Here is an 18,300-nt window from a genome sequence, read left to right as displayed (position 1 = left end):
GATTCAAACAGTCTCCGTCCAGCAGGCTCACCGCAGCAGGGACAGATTTCCAGGGGAAGCCGCCTGCACCCCGCCGCCATCGGCGGGGGCGTCCGCGCTTTCATACAAAGCGCCATCTTCCGATACAACAGCGCTGTCATCCTCAGCGGCGCCGCCTTCTTCTTCCCCGCCTTCAGGAAGGATTTCTCCTTCAGGAACCACGCCTTCAGGCGTCACGTCCATGCCAGGGTCAAGCATCCCGCCGTTGTCAAAGTCTGTCCCCGGCATAGTGGGATCCTCCCCCTCAGTCTGCTGGGAGGCGTCCATGGTGGTCGGTCCGCCAGGCACCAGATTGTCGCTGGGATAGGCGATATAGTCCAGGGTGGAAAGCCCGCCGGTTATTTCATACAGATCGTTTTCCGAATCGTATTCCCCCAGGGTGACCATGCGCCGCTCCAGCTTTTCATTTTCATCTCTGGCCCAAACAAAGCTGCCGGTGTCATCGTGGGCCACATAGGAAGCGGGGAGCCACAGCCCGGCCTTAGAGGCGCTGTCGCCCATGTCCGGCTCGATATACACATGCTGGCCTAAAAGCAGGCCGTCCAGATCGGAAAGCAGCACGTAGAAATCATACTTGGAGCTTTGCTGCCCGGAGTCGCTCCCATAATACATCATGCTGTTATTCTGATCCTTGGTAGGCTCTCGGTCGATGGTTTCCACTGTGCCCGGCCATGTCTGATCCTCGTCCACCCGGGAATGCACCACCACGGCCTGCCCTTCATAGAGGGCGCTGATGTTCAGCTCGGAAACCGTCCCCTTAATGCGGAACTCTCCGGAGGAGAGGATGCTCATAAAGGGGGCGGGCTGCCCGGTAGCGTCCGTCTTGGGGGTGGTGTTGATTTCCTGGACAGTCCCCTCTACCTCGGAAAGCACCTGGGCGTTCTGCAGGGAATGGTTGAGCTTGTCAATCTCGCTCTTCTTCACCGAGCTGCTGTACTCCTCATTTTTAATCTGCAGCTCCACAGACTGTATCTGCACCGTATAGGAATACTCCTCGTCCTTGCCGGCCTTCTTCTTCAAAGCCTCCAAATCGGTTTTCTGCTTTTGCAGGGTGCTGATCTGGTTGGAGATGCCCTCCAGCTCCAGTTCTGCCTGCTTTAAGGAAAGCTGCATTTCATCGGTGTCATAGGCAAACAAGGGGTCGCCGATATGTACCTCGTCCCCCTCCTCCACCAGCACCTGGGCCACAGTCTTGTTTTCATCCTTATTGACCTTGGTAATCTTCTGCGGCTCCACGATGCCGGAATACCGGGGCACAGCGCCGCTGTTCATGCCGGCAATAGAGGAGACAGAGTTTACATAAGCGGGGGTGGCGTTCTGGGCGGTAAGGAAATCCCTCAGCCACAGGAACCAGAAGCACACGGAGAATACCGCCAGGACTGCCAGGGTACTGAACACGATAATGAGGGGCTTTTTCTTGTTTTTCATAGCAAACGCCGCGCGGTACGCAAAGCCAGACAGTTCTGCCCGCTGGTACCGCTCCTTCCTTTCGTATTTTCACAGGTCGCCCGTTTTAAAGCAAGGGCAAAACCACAAACAGCATTTCTGCATACTTTTATATTATACCCCCCAAAGGCCGCTATGGCAATGTTTTTTTGCGTCATTCACGCATTGTTAAGAATTTAGAAATATATGAACAGGCACAAACCCTTGGATAAGCACCAGAGGAAGCCACAAGCAGGGGTGCTGGCACAGGAAGCCTCCATTGACAAAACAGGGCGGGGAAGAGTATGATGGAAGCGGTATAACGCGGCGGCGAGCAGAACCGCCCAGGAAAGGAATGAGCGTGAATGGAACAGACAACCCGCAGTATGACAGACCTGATAGGCAATACCCCCCTGCTGGAGGCCAGCCGTTTTTTGGCGGGGCATGGCGGATGCAGGCTTTTAGCCAAGCTGGAATATCTGAATCCGGCAGGCAGTGTGAAGGATCGCGCGGCCCTGTACATGATAGAGGATGCAAAGCGTACAGGAAGGCTCCGCCCCGGCGGGCTTATCATTGAGCCAACCTCCGGCAACACAGGCATTGGCCTGGCGGCAGTGGCGGCAGCCTGGGGCTACAGGGTGCTGCTCACCATGCCGGAAACCATGAGCATGGAGCGCCGGGCCTTATTGAAGGCTTATGGGGCGCAAATTGTGCTGACTCCTGGGGAAAAGGGCATGGCAGGGGCCATTGAAAGGGCAGAGGAGCTGCAAAGGGAAAATCCAGGCAGCATCCTGGCCGGCCAGTTTGTAAATCCCGCCAATGCCCAGGCCCATTATGAAACCACCGGCCCGGAGCTTTGGAGGCAGGCTGGAGAGAAAATAGACGTGTTTATTGCCGGGGTGGGCACAGGCGGCACCATCACAGGCATCGGGCGGTATCTGAAAGAGCAGAACCCGCAAATTGAGGTGGTGGCAGTGGAGCCGGCAGGATCCCCGGTGCTCTCCGAGGGAAAGGCAGGCCCCCACGGCCTTCAGGGGATTGGGGCAGGCTTTGTGCCGGATTTGCTGGACACAGGCGTCTATGACCGGGTGCTGGCTGTCACCGAGGAAGAGGCCTATGGCGCCAGCCGGGCTTTTGCTACCAGGGAGGGTATCCTGGTGGGGATATCTTCCGGCGCGGCCCTCAGCGCCGCGAAAACCCTTGCAGGGGAAAGCGCCTATCAGGGAAAGACGCTGGCGGTGCTGCTGCCCGACACAGGCGACCGGTACCTTTCCACAGCGCTGTTCGGAGAATAATGGTAGGTGTGGCTGTGTTTTGTGCGGATTCTAGGGCTTGTTTGAAAAATCGTAAACACTGTCTTTTTGCCCCAAACGGGACGCATGTATGCGCCTGCGGTTCTCTGTGTTGGGAATCCTCGAAATACGACAGTATTTCTTGCGGTTTCCGCCTTGAAACCGCTCCCTTTGGAACAAAAATTCCGGCACTCCTCTATTTTCAAACAAGCCCTAGGTTTGCTTTGCTGGAAAAAGGAATCCTGCACAAAAATCTTGCAATCAATCCCCTGGCATGATAAAATATTTCTAAAAGAAAAAGATGGGGAGGGCAGGGCGTGCATATTTTGACGGTGGATGTGGGCACCTCCAGTATGCGGGGAATTGTGTTCACCCAGGAGGGGAGGGCGCTTTTTTCCGGGCAGAGGGCATATCAGCCTTTATTCCTGCAAAACGGCTGGGTAGAGCAGGAGCCGGCAGACTGGGAATCCGCCCTTTTCGCGCTGCTGTCCCAGGCGGCGGAGGCGGCTGGGGCAGGCGGCTGGGGCCTTGACGCCATTGCCCTCACCTCCCAGCGATCCTCTATTATTCCGGTGGATAAGGATATGCGCCCCTTGTGCAATGCCATCATGTGGCAGGACAAGCGGGTAGAGCCTCTGTGCCGGGAGTTGGAGAGGGAAAATAACTGGGTGTTTACACGCTGTGGTTCCCGGGTAAACCCGGTGTTTTCCGGCACGAAAATGGCTTGGCTGCGGCGGGAGCGCCCGGATCTCTATAAAAAGGCCTATAAGCTTCTGGCAGTGCCCGATTACCTGCTCTGGCTGCTTACCGGGCGGCTTGCCACAGACCATACATACGGCAGCCGTTCCCTGTTGATGAACCTGCGCACCCGCCAATGGGACAGGGATTTGCTGGCCCTTTTCGGGGTTGGGGAGGAAAAGCTGTGCCCCCTTATAGAGCCTGGATCTGTCTGCGGCGTCCTGACGAAAGAGGCCGCCGCCCGAACCGGGCTTTCTCAGGGCCTGCCTGTTGTTACGGCCGGGGGCGACCAGCAGTGCGGGGCCATTGGCCAGGGGGTGGCAAAGGCTGGGGCTGTTTCCATCACAGCGGGCACCGGGGGATACCTTGTCGCCGGGGCGGAAAAAATTCCGGAAAGCCTCCGGGACGATGTGCTGTGCAACTGCGCCGCTATCCCCGGGCAGTATATTTTAGAATCCAGCGTCCTTACCTGCTGTTCGGCTTTCGACTGGTTCCGCAGGGAGTTTTATGGCCCGGATGCCACCCCCGCCCAACTGGATAAGGAAGCGGAGGAGTCCCCTGCAGGGGCGGGGGGCTGTATCTGCCTGCCCTATTTCCAGGGTCGTTCCACCCCGGACTGGAACACCGCCGCCACCGCCCTGTTCCAGAACGTAACCCTCTCCACCCGGCGGCAGGATATGCTGCGGGCCTTGCTGGAAGGCATTGCCCTGGAGCTTGCCAGAGGCGTGGAGGTGATGGAGGGCTATGCGCCCATAGGGGAAATCACCATCAATGGGGGCCTTACCAACAGCAGGCCTTTTAACCAGATGTTAAGCGATGCCTGCGGCCTGCCTCTCCTGCGCCGGGGCAGGGCAGACGCTGCCGCCAGAGGGGCGCTGATGGTGGCGGCTTGCGCTTTGGGAGCGTATGGCAGTATAGGGGAGGCTTGTGCCGCTGTCAGCCGGAATGATCCGGCACAGGCTTATACGCCCCAAAAGGAAAACAGGGAGGCCTACCGCCTGCTGCGGGAGCAGTCTGACAGGCTGTACCGCCTGCTGTGGCCCCCTGTTCAGTGAGGAGGAAAACAATGTATAGTATACGCAAAAACCCCATAGGCATATACGAAAAGGCCCTGCCTAACGCCTTTGCCTGGGAGGAAAAATTCCGGGCGGCGCGCCTTGCTGGCTTTGATTACATGGAAATCTCTGTGGATGAGTCTGACGAACGGCTTAAACGGCTGGACTGGACGGACAGGGAAATCGAAGATTTGCGAAGGCTTATGGCAAAAGAAGGGATAGTTTTCCCCACTATGTGCTTGAGCGGGCACAGGAAATACCCTTTTGGCAGCAAAAATCCGGAAACCCGCCAGAAGGCCATGGAAATTATGGAGAAAGCTATCCTGCTGGCAGTAAAGCTGGGGGTACGGTGCATCCAGCTTGCGGCCTATGACGTGTATTACGAGCCTTCCGACGAGGAAACCGACGCTTTGTTTATTGCGGGCATGAGGAAGGCCGTGCAGATGGCGGCCCGGGCCGGGGTGGTGCTTGCCATGGAGATTATGGACACCCCCTATATGGGCACCATCACCAGGGCCATGGAATATCTGAAAAAAATCCCTTCGCCTTATTTTAAAATTTACCCGGACATCGGCAACCTGAGCAATTTCACAGAGAATGTGCCCGGGGAGCTGGCCCTGGGGCTGGGGGAGATTGTGGCCCTGCATGTCAAGGAAACAAAGCCCGGGGTGTTCCGGGACTTGGAATTCGGGGAAGGGGCCGTGGATTTTGCAGGCATCTTCCAGGCCCTTCACAGTTTAGGCTACCAGGGCATGTTCCTCTTGGAGATGTGGGCGGACAATTCCCGCAGCCAGACTGTGGAGGAAGCGGCGGCCCATATCGCCAAAGCCAGAAGCTATGTGACAGAGAAAATGAAGCAGGGCGGCATGGCCCTCTAAAAGGAGTGTGGCAAATGCAGAAAAAAGTTTTGGCAAAGCTTTCCAAATGCTATTCAGTGGCCCCCCTGCTGTATCAGGGCAGGCCCCACTTCCTGGTGGCGGCGGAAAAGCACGACAGGTGCATCCTCTTTGACAGGGAGGGCAGGGAGCAGGCCACCATATGGGAAGGACCCGGCGGCGTGATGAGCATGGTGCAGGTGCCGGGAACGGACGGGCAGTTTTTAGCCACCCACGAGTTCTATTCCCCCAACGATTCCGCTAAGGCCCGCATTGTGTTGGCCCAGCCGGAAGGGGAAGAGTGGTCTGTGCGTACCATAGCGGACTTGCCCTTTGTCCACAGGTTTGATATCCTGCAAAGGGATGGCAGGCGGTATCTCATTGCATGCACTCTAAAATCCGCCCACGCCCATAAGGACGACTGGAGCAGCCCCGGCAAGGTGTATGCCGCAGAGCTGCCGGAGGATTTATCCCCCTATGGCCCGGAAAACCAGCTTCCTCTTGTCCCCATCAAAGAGTGTGTGCTGAAAAACCATGGCTACTGTCGGTTTTCGGAAACCGGAGGGGACGCGGCTTTGGTGTGCGGGGAAAACGGGGTTTTCCGCTTTACGCCGCCCAGCGGGTCGGGAGAGTCCTGGCAGGAGGAGCAGCTTCTCGAAACCCCTGCCAGCGACGCCCTGCTGATAGATTTGGACGGGGACGGCAAAAAAGAGCTTATCGTTATGTCCCCCTTCCATGGGGATACCCTGACTATCTACCGGCAGGAGGGCAAGGCCTGGGAAGCTGTGTATGCATATCCGGAGAAGCTTCTGTTCCTCCACGCCATATGGGGAGGCAGCCTTGCGGGCAGGTCCGCCGCCGTTATCGGCCACAGGCAGGGAGCCAGGCGGCTTTTGGCTTTTACCTTTGAGGACGGGGCTTACCGCTTCAAAACCCTGGACGAGGACTGCGGCCCTGCAAACGTCTACGGCTGCCGGATAGAGGGGCAGGACATCCTCATTGCCTGCAACCGAGAGACAGACGAGGTTGCCATGTACTATGATTTTTGAGGAGGCGCGTTATGGGATATATTTCGGACATACGGAAGCTTATAGGCCACAGCCCCATTATGATGACAGCCGCCATGTGCATCTTGTACGACAGGGAGAAGGGGCTTTTGCTGGAGAAGCGTTCCGATGACGGTACATGGTGTGTGCCCGGCGGGGGGCTGGAACTGGGGGAAACTTTAGAGCAGGCCCTCCGCCGGGAGGTGAGGGAAGAAACTTCCTTGGAGATAGCGGATCCTGTGCTCTTTGATGTGCAGGCAGGGGTGCATATGGTATACCCCAACGGGGATGAGGTATATTATACGGATGTGGTGTACATCGTGGAAAAATATACCGGGACGCCGGAGCCTGACAGGGAGAGCACGGAATTAAAGTGGTTTCCCCTTGACAGGCTGCCGGACAATATCATGCCCACGCAGATTGGGTACATAAAGAAATTTTTAGCGGAAGGATGAAACTATGCTGGAAGAGTTGAAAGAACGGGTATACAGGGCCAACATGCTGCTGCCTGCACATGGCCTTGTCACCTTCACCTGGGGGAATGTAAGCGAAATTGACCGGGGGGCAGGGATTTTCGCCATCAAGCCCAGCGGGGTGGACTATGACAAGCTGCGCCCGGAGGACATGGTGCTGATGGACTTGCAGGGCCATAAAGTGGAGGGGCGCTACAATCCATCTTCCGACACCGCCACCCACATCGAGCTTTATAAGGCTTTCCCGAAAATCGGGGGGGTTGTCCACACCCATTCAAGCTGGGCCACAAGCTGGGCCCAGGCGGGCCGGGGCATCCCCTGCTACGGCACCACTCACGCTGACTATATGTATGGGGAGATCCCCTGCGTGCGCAACCTGACAGAGGCGGAAATCCAGGAGGCCTATGAGAAAAACACAGGGCTTTCCATTGTGGAATACTTTGCCGGGAAGGATTATGAGTCCATGCCTGCTGTGCTGTGCAAAAACCATGGACCCTTCACCTGGGGCAAGGATGGGGCAGAGGCTGTGCATAACGCTGTGGTGCTGGAGGAGGTCGCCAAAATGGCGGCCCGGGCGGAAACGCTGAACCCCCAGATACAGCCCGCCCCCCAGGCCATGCAGGACAAGCACTATTACCGTAAGCATGGAGCCAATGCCTATTACGGGCAGGCAACGTGACGCTGCATCCATGTTCGCCCGCTTGAACTGATGGTTTGTGGATAAAGAGTGGAAATTTTTTGAGGATTCCAAAGGGACTTTTTTATAAAAAAGTCCCTTTGGGCGGGGTGCGGGGCGGCAAGCCCCGCTTGCAGAGAACAGCAGAAAGGATGGTTTGGATGAGCAAAATTGACGAAATAAGCAGGGAAAGCTGGATTATGAGCACCTTCCCGGAGTGGGGGACGTGGCTTAACGAGGAAATTGAGGAGACAAAGGTAGAGCCGGGCACAGTTGCCATGTGGTGGTTGGGCTGTACAGGCATCTGGTTTAAAACCCCCGGAGGCGCTAATGTTACGGTAGACCTGTGGTGCGGCAACGGCAAGCGCACCCATGGAAACGGCAAAATGGCCCCAGGACACCAGATGGCCAACATGTGCGGGGCCAGGGCCATGCAGCCCAACCTACGGGCTGTGCCCTTTGTGCTGGATCCCTTTGCCGTAAAGCAGGTGGATGCGGTGCTGGCCACCCACTACCACCAGGATCACATGAGCGCCGAGTTTGCCGCCCATGTGATACAAAGCGGCATGACCACCACAGACGAAAGCGGCAGGGAAATCCCCGTACCGTTCATCGGCCCGGAAAAGAGCGTGGCCTTATGGCAGAAATGGGGGGTGCCCGCAGAGCGCTGCATTATCGTAAAGCCAGGGGATACCATTAAAATCAAGGATATAGAGATTGTGGTGCTGGATTCCTTCGACCGCACCTGCCTTGTCACTACAGACGACACCACGGAAAACCGGGAAGAGCTTACTGGTATATGCCCTACGGACATGGACGAAAAGGCGGTAAACTACCTGCTGAAAACCCCAGGCGGCAACATCTACCACAGCGGCGATTCCCACTATTCCATCTATTTTGCCAAGCATGGCAAAGACTATGATGTGGACGTGGCCTTTGGATCTTATGGCGAGAATCCTGTAGGCATGGCGGACAAAATGACCTCCTGCGACATCCTGCGCATGGCAGAGGCCCTGCGGTGCAAGGTGGTTATCCCCATCCATTATGACGTGTGGACAAACTTCATGGCAGACATCAATGAAATCTGGGTGCTGTATGATATGAAGAAAGACAGGCTGGATTATCAGTTTCATCCCTTCTTCTGGGAGGTGGGCGGCAGATACGTCTATCCTACAGACAAGGATAAACGGGCCTACCATCACCGCCGGGGCTTTGAGGACTGCTTTGAAGCGCCCCAGAATATTCCCTTCCGTTCCTGCCTGTAGAGAAGTCCTGGATACAGGATGCTTGAATAAGCACAAGGAAAGGGCCGCTGTAAAAAGCGGCCCTTTTGCAGGCTTGTAAAGCAGGCTTAAAGCCTTATGAGAGAACCTGAGGCCCTTGCGGCGTGCTGGGCAGATCTCCCAGATTGTTGCTTTCGTCCCCGTCCGGCAGGGAGCGGAGGTATTCGTTGCCATTGCGGCTGGCAATGGCTACGCCCCGGATGCCTCCCTGCTTGGCAAGCTGCACGCCCTCTCGCTTGGAGAGCACCTGGCCGTCTGAAAGCTCATAGCCGGACACCTTGCCGTCCTTGCGCACCAGCTTCACAATAGATTTTGCGTCCTTGTTAGGCACCGGATTCATAATGTTGATGTTGGCGGGCAGATTGCCTATCCTGCCGTTTTTTTCCTGTTTCATGGCAAAACTTCCTTTCCGGATAGAAAAATGTAGTATAGGCCTATTTTTCCGCCGGCAGGATTCAAATATGCGGCGCCTTCTGTTTTTCTGTCCGGATGAACGAAAACCTAAGGCAATACCGCATGATTTTAAGTGGTATATCGCGAAAAAAGATCCCGCGAGATGCCGCTTAAGGCGGTAGCGGGGAATTGTGCGGTGTTGCCCTAGAGCTTGTCCCCAAGCTATGCCAGCTCATACCGCGCTGTCCTGGCAGATCCCCGGCGCAGGGCCTGCCCGCTTTTCACCAGTTCCCCCAAAGCGGCCTCCACAGTAGTAGGGCTTACATCTGGCAGCAGTTTACAGATTTCCCCTTTGGAAATGGGCACAGGGCTGCCTGCTATTACAGCCTCCACCCGGGATTTTTTTGTCATTTTCCGGCCGGGAAGCAGGGCAAAGGCCTTTTCCGCCTGACAGGCGCACAGATAGAGCAGGGTGAGGAAAACTTCAATAAAGGGCCAATAATCCTGCCGCTCCTGTACCTGCCGGAGGGCATGTACATAAAAGGCATTATAGCGGCATACCTGCTCCTCCCAGGAGACAGGAAGGACATATCCAGCCCGTTGGAGCAGAAGCCGGGTGAGCAGATAAGCCGTCCGCCGCCCGCCAGGGGAGAAGGGGCATATGCAGGTAAAGTCTGCCACAAGGCAGGGAATAAGCAGCAGCGGGGGATAGTTTTTTTCTCCGTAAGCAGTAACCAGAGCCTGCTCCCACAGCTCCATGGCCTCGGGAATCTCTTGTGAAGGAACAGGGGAAAAGCCAGGACTTTCCCGATACCGGCCTCCAGCACACCCCGGCGTCCGGGCCAGCAGCAGAGTGTGCAGGCGCAGCAGATCCCGGCGGCATGGCTCCACAGCAGGATGGCCCATTTCCACCTCGAAGAGGGCGTCACGATAGTCTGCCATGTCCCTTTCTGCCTGGGTGATGGGAGGGGAATTGCGGGCGCAAATCTCAGCCGCGCGGCTCTCCATGTTCCCAGCCCGACAGGCAGACAGCAGGGAACGCACCCGCCCGGCGCTTTCCAGGGCGCTGTATATGGCAGGATAGGCCCGCTTTTGATCCAGCAGCCGGGCCTGCAGGCGGGAAGTTTCCCGCAGCAGCAGGGAAACACCCTGGGGAGGAGTATCCTGAAGAAAGGAATAGTCAAACATATGCAGATCCATCATGCTGCCAGCCGCCTTTCCTGAAAATGGAGGAGGAAACCGCTCTTTTACACTACATATAGTATACCTCCTGCAACGGCAGAAAGCAAGGCCTATCTGCACATATTTTGCAAAAGGCTTATAGCCAGACGGAAAAAGATATGCAAAAAGCGGCGCGAAAACCTCCGCGCCGCTTTTCTGTACAGATGTCACAAAACTAGGGCTTGTTTGAAAAACCGTAAACACCCTCTTTTTGCCCCAAACGGGACGCATGTATGCGCCTGCGGTTCTCTGTGTTGGAAATCCTCGAAATGCGACAGTATTTCTTGCGGTTTCCGCCTTGAAACCGCTCCCTTTGGAACAAAAATTCCGGTATTTCCTCTATTTTCAAACAAGCCCTAGAAGGGATTTCCCTGGCCTTCCTCATCCAGCCCAAAGAAAGCCAGCGCCTTTTGAATGAACAAATCCCAGAAACGCCACTCATGAGTAAAGCCCTCGCTCTCCTCAAAGGTGGCGGGCAGGCCAATCTTTTCTGCATACGCCTTGAATTCGCAGTATCTTTTCCAAATGAGCGTGTCCTCTGTGCCGCAGCAGAAGTAAAGCTTGGGCAGGATGCCCTCCTCCATCAGCTTGGGCAGGCGATCCCAGACATTCACCACAGAGTTTTTATAAGCGTCTAAACCGCCAAAGGCAGCAACCACATTCTGCACACGCCGGTTAAAGGCAGACTGGTTGCCGTCACCGCCGCCATCATACTTTAGCTCCTGCATCTGCTTTAAATCCACAGGGGCATTGGACAGGCTGGCAGCCCCGGCAAACTTTTCCGGATGCCCGGCAGCATACTGCATGGCCCCGCTGCCGCCCATGGAAAGCCCGGCGATGAAGTTATCTTCCCGCTTGGAGGAAGCCGGGAACCAGTTGTATATTAAAGGCATCAGTTCTTCAAAAAGATAGTCCCAGGCGTTGTATCCTGTGCAGAAGGTGGGCCAGTTTACATAGTTTGCGTTGTTCCCGCTGGGCATCACCACAATCAGATCTTTTTCGCAGGCATACAGCTCAATGTTGCTCTTGCGAATCCAGTCGGTATAATCTCCAAAGGTGCCGTGAAGCAGCCACAATACCTTGTATTTCGCGCCGCTGCCGTAAAACTGGGCCGGCGTTTTTTCCCGAGGCTTGTCCGGCAGGATAATGTTTACGTCTGTGTTGGTGGCGAGGAATTCGCTTTCAAAGTTTATATGCACCAGTGCCATATTCCCAAATACCCTCCTTATAATATATGCAGATTATTTGTGCGCCTTCAAACATGTGCAGATGCTTTTCCGGCCTATTCCCCAATGTGTCCGGAGCTAAGGCCTTCCACAGCGTTGCCTAAGGGCAGCCATTCCATACATTCCCCAATATGCTTGTCCCAGAAAACCCAGTCGTGGCCGCCGGGGCCTTCGTGCCAGGATACCTGGTAGCCCAGGGAGAGCAGCAAATCCCGGTATTCCCGGTTGGAACCGATAAGCTCGTCCTCTGTGCCGCAGGCCATGTAGAACTTGGGCTTGTTGGGATTGTTCGCCACTCTTTTTGCCAGGGCGTCATAATCATATTCGCCGCCCTTCACTGTGCTCATGTCGTTGAAAATAGATTCCCCATAGCCTTTGTTGGTGAAAATATTGTCCGTATATTCTGTGGCCTGGGCAAAATTTGTGTCAATGATATAGGCGGAGGACAGGGCCACCACATGGCTGAAGGTGTCCGCAAACCGCAGGCCATTTATAGTGGCGCCATAGCCGCCCATGGAAAGCCCGCCGATAAAGGTATCCTCCCGCCTGCGGGAGAGGGGGAAGGAGCGCCGGGTGAACTCTACCAGCTCCTGCCCGATAAAGGTGCTGTACAGGTTCCCGGACTTTGTGTTGTCCACATAGAAGCTGTTGTCCCCACTAGGGCAGACCACCGCCAAATCGTGATCCTGCGCCCAAGCCTGCACCCGGGTGCCGCTGACCCAGTCGGTATAGTTCCCGAAAAGCCCGTGGAGCAGGTAAAGGGTTTTAAGGGGGCGTTCCTCCTGCAGGGCCGGCCTGCCCTCCGGGCCGAACACACGCTTGTCTGTAGGCAGTACAACCTGAATGGGCACAGTGCGGTTCAGGCAGCTTGAAAAGAAATTGCATTGAATCAGCGCCATAATACATCCTCCTAAAAAGAAATTTAGCTTTTTTCCAAAGCGCGTTCACACAAGCTGCATATGCAGATTATCGGGGGATTTTGTGTGCTTCAAGAATAACCCGAAAAGATGCGTATGATTGCTTGGTGTGAACCCATTCTTATTATACCCCGAATTCCTTTCCGCTGCAAGTGGCAGAGGCACACCCCCGCCATTACCCTTTCCCTTCCATCCTTTTTTTCTCCCAGCGGCAGATGAACCCATATCCTGCCGCAAACAGCCCGCCGCAGAAAAAGGTTTCCAGGCCGATAAGAAGGAAGGGGCTTTCCAGGGCCAGCCGTGCCATGGCCCATTCTCCCAGAAGCACGCAGGCTACGGCCCAGGCAAGGGGCAGGGCTACATGCGTCCACAGGGAGAGCCGCAGGGCGCTGACTTTCATCAGCCGGCGCAGGCTCAAGGCAGCGTTGAATATCGTGCTGAAAAAGAGGATGCCCACATAGCTTTCCATGCCCAGGCGGCTTAAAAGAAGAAGCACCAGCGTCACCCGCAGGAAGGAGTCGGCAAAATTATATTTCATGGAGTTAAGCTGCTCGTCAAGCCCTTTCAAAAGGCTGTCCACCACCACATCCAGATAGATGAGGGGCACAATGGGGGAGAGCACCTGTAGATAAGCCCCGGCGCTTTCGCTGTGATAGAAGGCGCGGCCCCAGTCATCCCCGAAAACTGCGAACAGCACCGCAAAGAACATCCCGTAGGCTAAGGCGCTGCGCACTGCCTTGCCGGATATGTATGCTACAGCGCGCTTGTGGTCAAGCTCCCGTTCCCTGGCAATTTGCGGGATAAGCAGGGAAGCGAAGGAAGCCAGGAAGGAAGAGGGGAAATAGAGCATAGGCATTGCCATGCCCTGGAGCAGGCCATATTGGGAAAGGGACGCCTGATACCCCATCCCGTATGCCTGTAGCTGCCGGGGGATAAGCAGGTTTTCCCCGGTATTGAGTAAGCTGCGGGCAGCGGAACTGAGGGTGCAGGGCAGGGCGATGTGGGCTAGGCCATGAAGCACGCCGCGGCTTTTTTCCCGTCTGGCCGGGGTGTGCCGCCTGAGGCTCCGGCGGTAAGCCCACCAGCTTGTAAGGAACGACACAGCCTCCCCCAGGGTGGAAGCAGCCATAGCCGCCATGCAGGCCGCCTCAATGCCCTGGGGGGTAAACTTCCAGAACAGCAGTATCGTAGCACAGATGGTGAGGATTTGCTCCAGCGTGTCGGAGGCAGCAGTGGAAAGGGATTCGTCCACTGCCAGAAAATACCCCTTCATGCAGGTGCACAGGGACATAAAAGGCAGGCCAATTCCTAAAATCCGGAGGCAGGGGGCGGCCTGGGGGTTCCCCAGAAACGCGGCGGCAGCAAAATCGGCGGTGAAAAAGAGCAGCAGGGCAATGCCCAGGCTCAGAGAAAGGCAGAAGGCAAAGCACCGGGCCACCAGGGAGCGGAGGGTTTCCCGCCTTTCTGTGGCAATAGCGGCAGACACCATGCGGGTCACAGCCAGGCTGATGCCGGAGGTGGACAGGGTGACTGCCAGCAGGAACACAGAGAGGATAAGCTGGTAAAGCCCCATGCCTGCCGAACCGATTTTTTGGGACAGATAGGCCCGGTAGCCCATATTGGTAACCCGCAGGAACAGGGACACAGCCGTGAGCACAGCGCCCTGTATAAAAAATTTCCGTTTGGCAGCTTTGGTCATAGGACAGCAGCGCTCCTTTCGGCAGGCAGTTGAAAAAACAGGAAAATCGTGTATAATGAGAAAAAAAGAAAGGCAGGAATGCGCATGGACAGCAACTGGACAGAGATACAGATAAAAATCCCGGCCCCAGAGGCGGAGAGGGCCGGGGACATTGCCAACATGGTGGTGCCCTATGGCATTTATATGGAGGACTACTCCCATTTAGAAGAGGAAGCCATGGAGATTGCCCACATAGATTTAATAGACGAAGAGCTGCTGCAAAAGGACAGGGACACAGCCATTATCCACGTCTATATCAGCCCAGAGGAAAACCCGGCGGAGGCAGTGTCCTTTTTGCGGGAGCGCTATGAAGCGGTGGGCATCCCCTGCGAGATAAGCCAGGGGGCCTGCCGGGAGGAGGACTGGCTTAATAATTGGAAAAAATATTTCAAGCCCATGCCTGTGGGGGAAAAGCTGCTGATCCGTCCCCTGTGGGAAGAGGAATACGATCCCCAGGGCCGCACTGTGCTGCATCTGGAGCCGGGCCTGGCCTTTGGCACCGGCACCCATGAAACCACCCGCCTGTGCCTGGAGCTGCTGGAGAAGTATGTGTCCCCCGGCACAGGCTTCCTGGACATGGGCTGTGGCAGCGGCATATTATCTGTGGCAGCCCTGCTTTTGGGGGCAGAGTCTGCGGTGGGTGTAGATATTGACCCCCTGGCTGTGAAAACTGCTGTGGAGAATGCCAGGGTAAACGGCGTGGGAGAACGCTTTACCGGGATTTGCGGCAACCTGGGGGAGAAGGTGACAGGGAAATTCCAGGTAGCGGCGGCAAATATTGTGGCGGATATTGTCATCCTGCTAAGCCAGGATGCCCCCCGGTTCCTCACCCTGGACAGCGTGTATATTGTCAGCGGCATTATCGACACCCGGGAGCAGGATGTGCTGGACGCACTTTCCGGCCGCTTCACCGTGCTGGAGCGCCGGGAGGAAAAGGGCTGGGTGGCTATGGCCCTGCGCCTGAATGCCTGAGGGGCCAGGCAGGCTTTTGCAGTGCTATTCCAAGCGTAAACCCGGGATCCAACGGTTTCCCGGGTTCTCTTATTTTTCCAGCTTTGGTGCCGATAGAGTAGATAAGGATACAATAACTTGCGAGGATCGCGCCAAAAGGAGTTTTTAGTATGATAGACCTCAGCTTCCTTTCCCAGCGGATGTGGGATGTATATTCCTTGTGTTCCGGCGTTGCCAAGGCGGGCTTTAACCGCATGAGGGATTGGGAAAACCTGTCCGGTGTCACCTTCATGGATTTGATGCGCAACGTGGACGGTACGGTTAAATATGCGGCGTCAAACCCAAAAGAGCAGCTAATGCAGGACTATTATGCCTGGAAGGCTGTGCAGTCCCAGCGCTACCTGCCGGAAAGCAAAGGAGATACAGAGGAAAACCGCGCGTTCCTGCGCCGGAATTTCTCCGGACAGCTTTCTGTCATGGACAGGATCTATGCTCTGGACACAATGCGGGAGATGGGGATGATTACAGAGGAGGAAATGCGGGAAACGATTGGGGTAAACGAGTTTAATATAAGCATTGTCAGTCTAAAGGAGATTGTTCCGGTTATGGCCGAGCCTATAGGGCTTGATCCGGCTATCTCCAGATGGAACGAATTCTTTACCCACGCCAATATTTCCCGGTGCCCCACGCTGGACAAGCTGTATGAGATGACAGGCAAAGTCCGGGAAACGTTCCGCCAACGGGAGGCTTACAAAAAGGAACAGCAAAGCGCTGCCGCAGAGGTGGAATCTGCGCTGAACCTGTTAACCAGCCGGAAGGTGTCTTAAACAAAGGAAAAGGCCGCGCCCCACTAAGAGGAGCGCAGCCTTTTTGTCTATAACAAACCACTCGCTAGGCGAGTGGTTCAAGGGAAGGCTTCTGGCGATGGTGTAGAAAGAAAAACGCCTTTTGGTAGTAGATTACGTTGCAGCCTGGCAAAACACTGAAAGAGGGATGGCCAGATGGAGGACAGCAAAAGCTAGTGCCAGGAGGTTATGCTTGCGCATTACGAAGTGGAATTGCAAATATCATAGGGCATCCGCAGCAAAGTATAGGATAAGTATATTTTATAACCTGCGGCTTACATACCACAGGTAAAGGGCGGCACAGCCTAAATGCCGTGCCGCCCCACTCGCTCTATGCGACTTTTCGCAACTCATCCAAAAGATCCGCCGGGCGGGGCCTATAGCCTGTCCGGTTATTTTAGAACATTAAACCCAGTGCAGCTTGCTCATGTCCGCTGTATCCTCAAAGGGGATAGCGCGCTTCAACACATCGCAGGCCTTTACCAAGCCCTCGTTGGTGCTCAGCATGGCATCTTCGTGCTCAATGGACAGCACATAATCATAGCCCACCAGGCGGAGCTGACTGCAGAACTCCTTCCAGAACAGCTCGTCGTGGCCATAGCCAATGCTGCGGAAGATCCAGGAGCGCTTGCTCATGTCGGCGTAGGACAAAGTATCCAAGTTGCCGTTTACAGGGCTATTGATGTTGTCGATAATAGCGTCCTTGGCATGTACATGGAAGATGGCTTCGCCGCCCAGGGCGCGGATAACCTTCAGGGGATCCATGCCCTGCCAGAACAGGTGGCTGGGATCCAGGTTGGCGCCGATTTCGGGGCCGACAGCCTCACGAAGGCGGAGCAGGGTGCGGGTGTTGTGGACGCAGAAGCCCTGGTGCATTTCCAAAGCAATTTTGTTCACGCCATGCTCTTTTGCGAAGGCTATGAAATCTTTCCAATAGGGAATGAGGACTTCGTTCCACTGCCACTCCAGGGTTTCGGGATACTCGGTGGGCCAGTTGCACACGATCCAGTTGGGGTTCTTGGACTCGGGGCAGTCGCCAGGGCAGCCAGAGAAGGTGTTGATCTGGTGGATGCCCAGCTTCTCGGCCATGAGAATGGCGTTGTGCAGATCGTCGTCAAACTGCTTGGCAATTTCCTTGTTAGGATGCACAGGGTTGCCATGGCAGCTTAAAGCGCTGATCTCCAAGCCAGACTCCTTGATAGTTTCTACAAATTCATTGAACTTGGCTTCATCGTGCAGCAGCACGCCGGGATCGCAGTGCTGCTTGCCGGGATAACCGCCGCAGCCGATCTCTACCATCTGGGCGCCCAGGCCCTTCAGGTAGGCCAGGGCCTCTTTAAGGGGGGTGGAGCCGATGACGTTCGTGAGTACGCCTAATTTCATAACGCGGTACACTCCTTATTGTTTTATGATGGGGCAGAAAGCTTTCTCTGTCCTATTTAGTTTTATTATATAGATTCCCACCAAAAAAAGCAATCCCATTTTTGAAAAAACCTTCCAGCCCGCACAAATATTTTCATCTCTCAGGCTGCAGCAGATGCAAAAAAGAAAACAGCCTCATTGCACTGCTGCTAAAAGAGGGGTATACTGGTGATGGAGGCGATGCAAATTGGCAAACGAGGATAAAAAAGATTTTAACGCCATGCTGCAGGACAGCAAGGACATGCCCAAATTCCAGAAGCTTACAGACCGGAAAAGCATTGAGAAGTATGGCGGGGACAACATGTTTTTCGCTCCGCCCCTGGAGTATGACCGCCTGATGCGGCTGGTGCCCTTTGGCAGGCTCACTACAGTGGGGGCTTTGCGGGAACACCTGGCCCGGATAAACAGTGCAGACTTTACCGAGCCTATTACAGCGGGTATTTTTGTCTCCATCGCGGCCTGGGCCAGCTTCCAGCGGCAGGGGGACGAAACGCCCTACTGGCGCACCTTGAAAGCCGATGGGGAGCTGAACCCCAAATATCCTGGCGGCGTGTTGGCCCAGAAGGAAAAGCTGGAGGCAGAGGGCCACAGGGTTCTGCAGCGGGGGAGGAAGAATATCCGGTATTATATACAAAATTTTGAAGATTTCCTTGTGGATTTCTCCGCGCTTGCCCCCTGATTTTCT

General features: G+C 55.5%; 17 protein-coding genes. 10 read left to right on the top strand and 7 right to left on the bottom strand.

Annotated elements, in window-relative coordinates; all coding sequences use genetic code 11:
* Positions 1-27 precede the first annotated feature (27 nt).
* A complete protein-coding gene (locus D1841_RS03485) occupies positions 28-1,467 on the bottom strand; it encodes an efflux RND transporter periplasmic adaptor subunit (RefSeq protein WP_160642004.1) in 1,440 nt (479 codons plus the stop codon).
* A gap of 362 nt (positions 1,468-1,829) precedes the next feature.
* Here D1841_RS03485 and cysK point away from each other — a divergent pair, with 362 nt between their 5' ends.
* The 7 genes from cysK (at position 1,830) to ulaG (ending at position 8,884) form a co-directional block, all read left to right on the top strand.
* Positions 1,830-2,759: a cysteine synthase A gene (gene cysK / locus D1841_RS03480; protein ID WP_160642003.1), complete on the top strand. Its 930-nt coding sequence runs from the start codon at positions 1,830-1,832 to the stop codon at positions 2,757-2,759.
* Positions 2,760-3,073: 314 nt separating this feature from the next.
* Positions 3,074-4,549, top strand: coding sequence for an FGGY-family carbohydrate kinase (locus D1841_RS03475; RefSeq protein ID WP_160642002.1), 1,476 nt, complete (start codon positions 3,074-3,076; stop codon positions 4,547-4,549).
* A gap of 11 nt (positions 4,550-4,560) precedes the next feature.
* On the top strand, positions 4,561-5,427 hold the full coding sequence (locus D1841_RS03470) for an L-ribulose-5-phosphate 3-epimerase (RefSeq protein WP_201751208.1): 867 nt from the start codon (positions 4,561-4,563) through the stop codon (positions 5,425-5,427).
* A 14-nt stretch (positions 5,428-5,441) separates the two neighbouring features.
* Positions 5,442-6,473 carry a hypothetical protein gene (locus D1841_RS03465; protein ID WP_160642001.1) on the top strand — a complete coding sequence of 344 codons (1,032 nt, stop codon included), beginning with the start codon at positions 5,442-5,444 and terminating at the stop codon, positions 6,471-6,473.
* Positions 6,474-6,484: 11 nt separating this feature from the next.
* Positions 6,485-6,925, top strand: coding sequence for an NUDIX hydrolase (locus tag D1841_RS03460; RefSeq protein ID WP_160642000.1), 441 nt, complete (start codon positions 6,485-6,487; stop codon positions 6,923-6,925).
* Positions 6,926-6,929: 4 nt separating this feature from the next.
* Positions 6,930-7,622, top strand: a complete 693-nt coding sequence (locus tag D1841_RS03455; RefSeq protein WP_160641999.1) for an L-ribulose-5-phosphate 4-epimerase — start codon at positions 6,930-6,932, stop codon at positions 7,620-7,622.
* A gap of 158 nt (positions 7,623-7,780) precedes the next feature.
* On the top strand, positions 7,781-8,884 hold the full coding sequence (gene ulaG, locus D1841_RS03450; RefSeq protein ID WP_160641998.1) for an L-ascorbate 6-phosphate lactonase: 1,104 nt from the start codon (positions 7,781-7,783) through the stop codon (positions 8,882-8,884).
* Between the two features lie 94 nt (positions 8,885-8,978).
* On the opposite strand, the gene D1841_RS03445 is transcribed toward ulaG, so the two are convergent.
* The 5 genes from D1841_RS03445 to D1841_RS03425 all read right to left on the bottom strand — a co-directional run bounded on the left by D1841_RS03445 (position 8,979) and on the right by D1841_RS03425 (position 14,358).
* A complete protein-coding gene (locus tag D1841_RS03445; protein ID WP_160641997.1) occupies positions 8,979-9,296 on the bottom strand; it encodes a DUF3892 domain-containing protein in 318 nt (105 codons plus the stop codon).
* 221 nt (positions 9,297-9,517) lie between these two features.
* Positions 9,518-10,498 carry a Fic family protein gene (locus D1841_RS03440; RefSeq protein WP_160641996.1) on the bottom strand — a complete coding sequence of 327 codons (981 nt, stop codon included), beginning with the start codon at positions 10,496-10,498 and terminating at the stop codon, positions 9,518-9,520.
* A 374-nt stretch (positions 10,499-10,872) separates the two neighbouring features.
* Positions 10,873-11,724, bottom strand: a complete 852-nt coding sequence (locus D1841_RS03435; protein WP_160641995.1) for an alpha/beta hydrolase family protein — start codon at positions 11,722-11,724, stop codon at positions 10,873-10,875.
* A 74-nt stretch (positions 11,725-11,798) separates the two neighbouring features.
* The gene (locus D1841_RS03430) at positions 11,799-12,641 is read right to left on the bottom strand and encodes an alpha/beta hydrolase family protein (RefSeq protein ID WP_160641994.1); all 843 of its coding nucleotides are present in this window, start codon (positions 12,639-12,641) and stop codon (positions 11,799-11,801) included.
* 193 nt (positions 12,642-12,834) lie between these two features.
* Positions 12,835-14,358: an oligosaccharide flippase family protein gene (locus D1841_RS03425; protein ID WP_160641993.1), complete on the bottom strand. Its 1,524-nt coding sequence runs from the start codon at positions 14,356-14,358 to the stop codon at positions 12,835-12,837.
* Positions 14,359-14,442: 84 nt separating this feature from the next.
* Here D1841_RS03425 and prmA point away from each other — a divergent pair, with 84 nt between their 5' ends.
* Both prmA and D1841_RS03415 read left to right on the top strand, forming a co-directional pair.
* Complete coding sequence (gene prmA / locus D1841_RS03420) at positions 14,443-15,369, top strand: 50S ribosomal protein L11 methyltransferase (RefSeq protein WP_237076181.1); 927 nt, start codon at positions 14,443-14,445, stop codon at positions 15,367-15,369.
* A gap of 149 nt (positions 15,370-15,518) precedes the next feature.
* Positions 15,519-16,175, top strand: coding sequence for a hypothetical protein (locus D1841_RS03415; protein ID WP_160641991.1), 657 nt, complete (start codon positions 15,519-15,521; stop codon positions 16,173-16,175).
* A 423-nt stretch (positions 16,176-16,598) separates the two neighbouring features.
* Here D1841_RS03415 and D1841_RS03410 read toward each other — a convergent pair whose 3' ends face one another.
* Positions 16,599-17,576 (bottom strand): sugar phosphate isomerase/epimerase, encoded by a 978-nt coding sequence (locus D1841_RS03410; protein WP_160641990.1) that lies wholly within the window; start codon positions 17,574-17,576, stop codon positions 16,599-16,601.
* Positions 17,577-17,802: 226 nt separating this feature from the next.
* Here D1841_RS03410 and D1841_RS03405 point away from each other — a divergent pair, with 226 nt between their 5' ends.
* Positions 17,803-18,294: an MGMT family protein gene (locus D1841_RS03405; protein WP_160641989.1), complete on the top strand. Its 492-nt coding sequence runs from the start codon at positions 17,803-17,805 to the stop codon at positions 18,292-18,294.
* Positions 18,295-18,300: the final 6 nt, after the last annotated feature.

The organism is Neglectibacter sp. X4 (assembly GCF_009917365.1).
In the GTDB taxonomy this organism is placed as follows: Bacteria; Bacillota; Clostridia; order Oscillospirales; family Acutalibacteraceae; genus Acutalibacter.
This window is presented reverse-complemented; position numbering and strand designations above follow the sequence as displayed.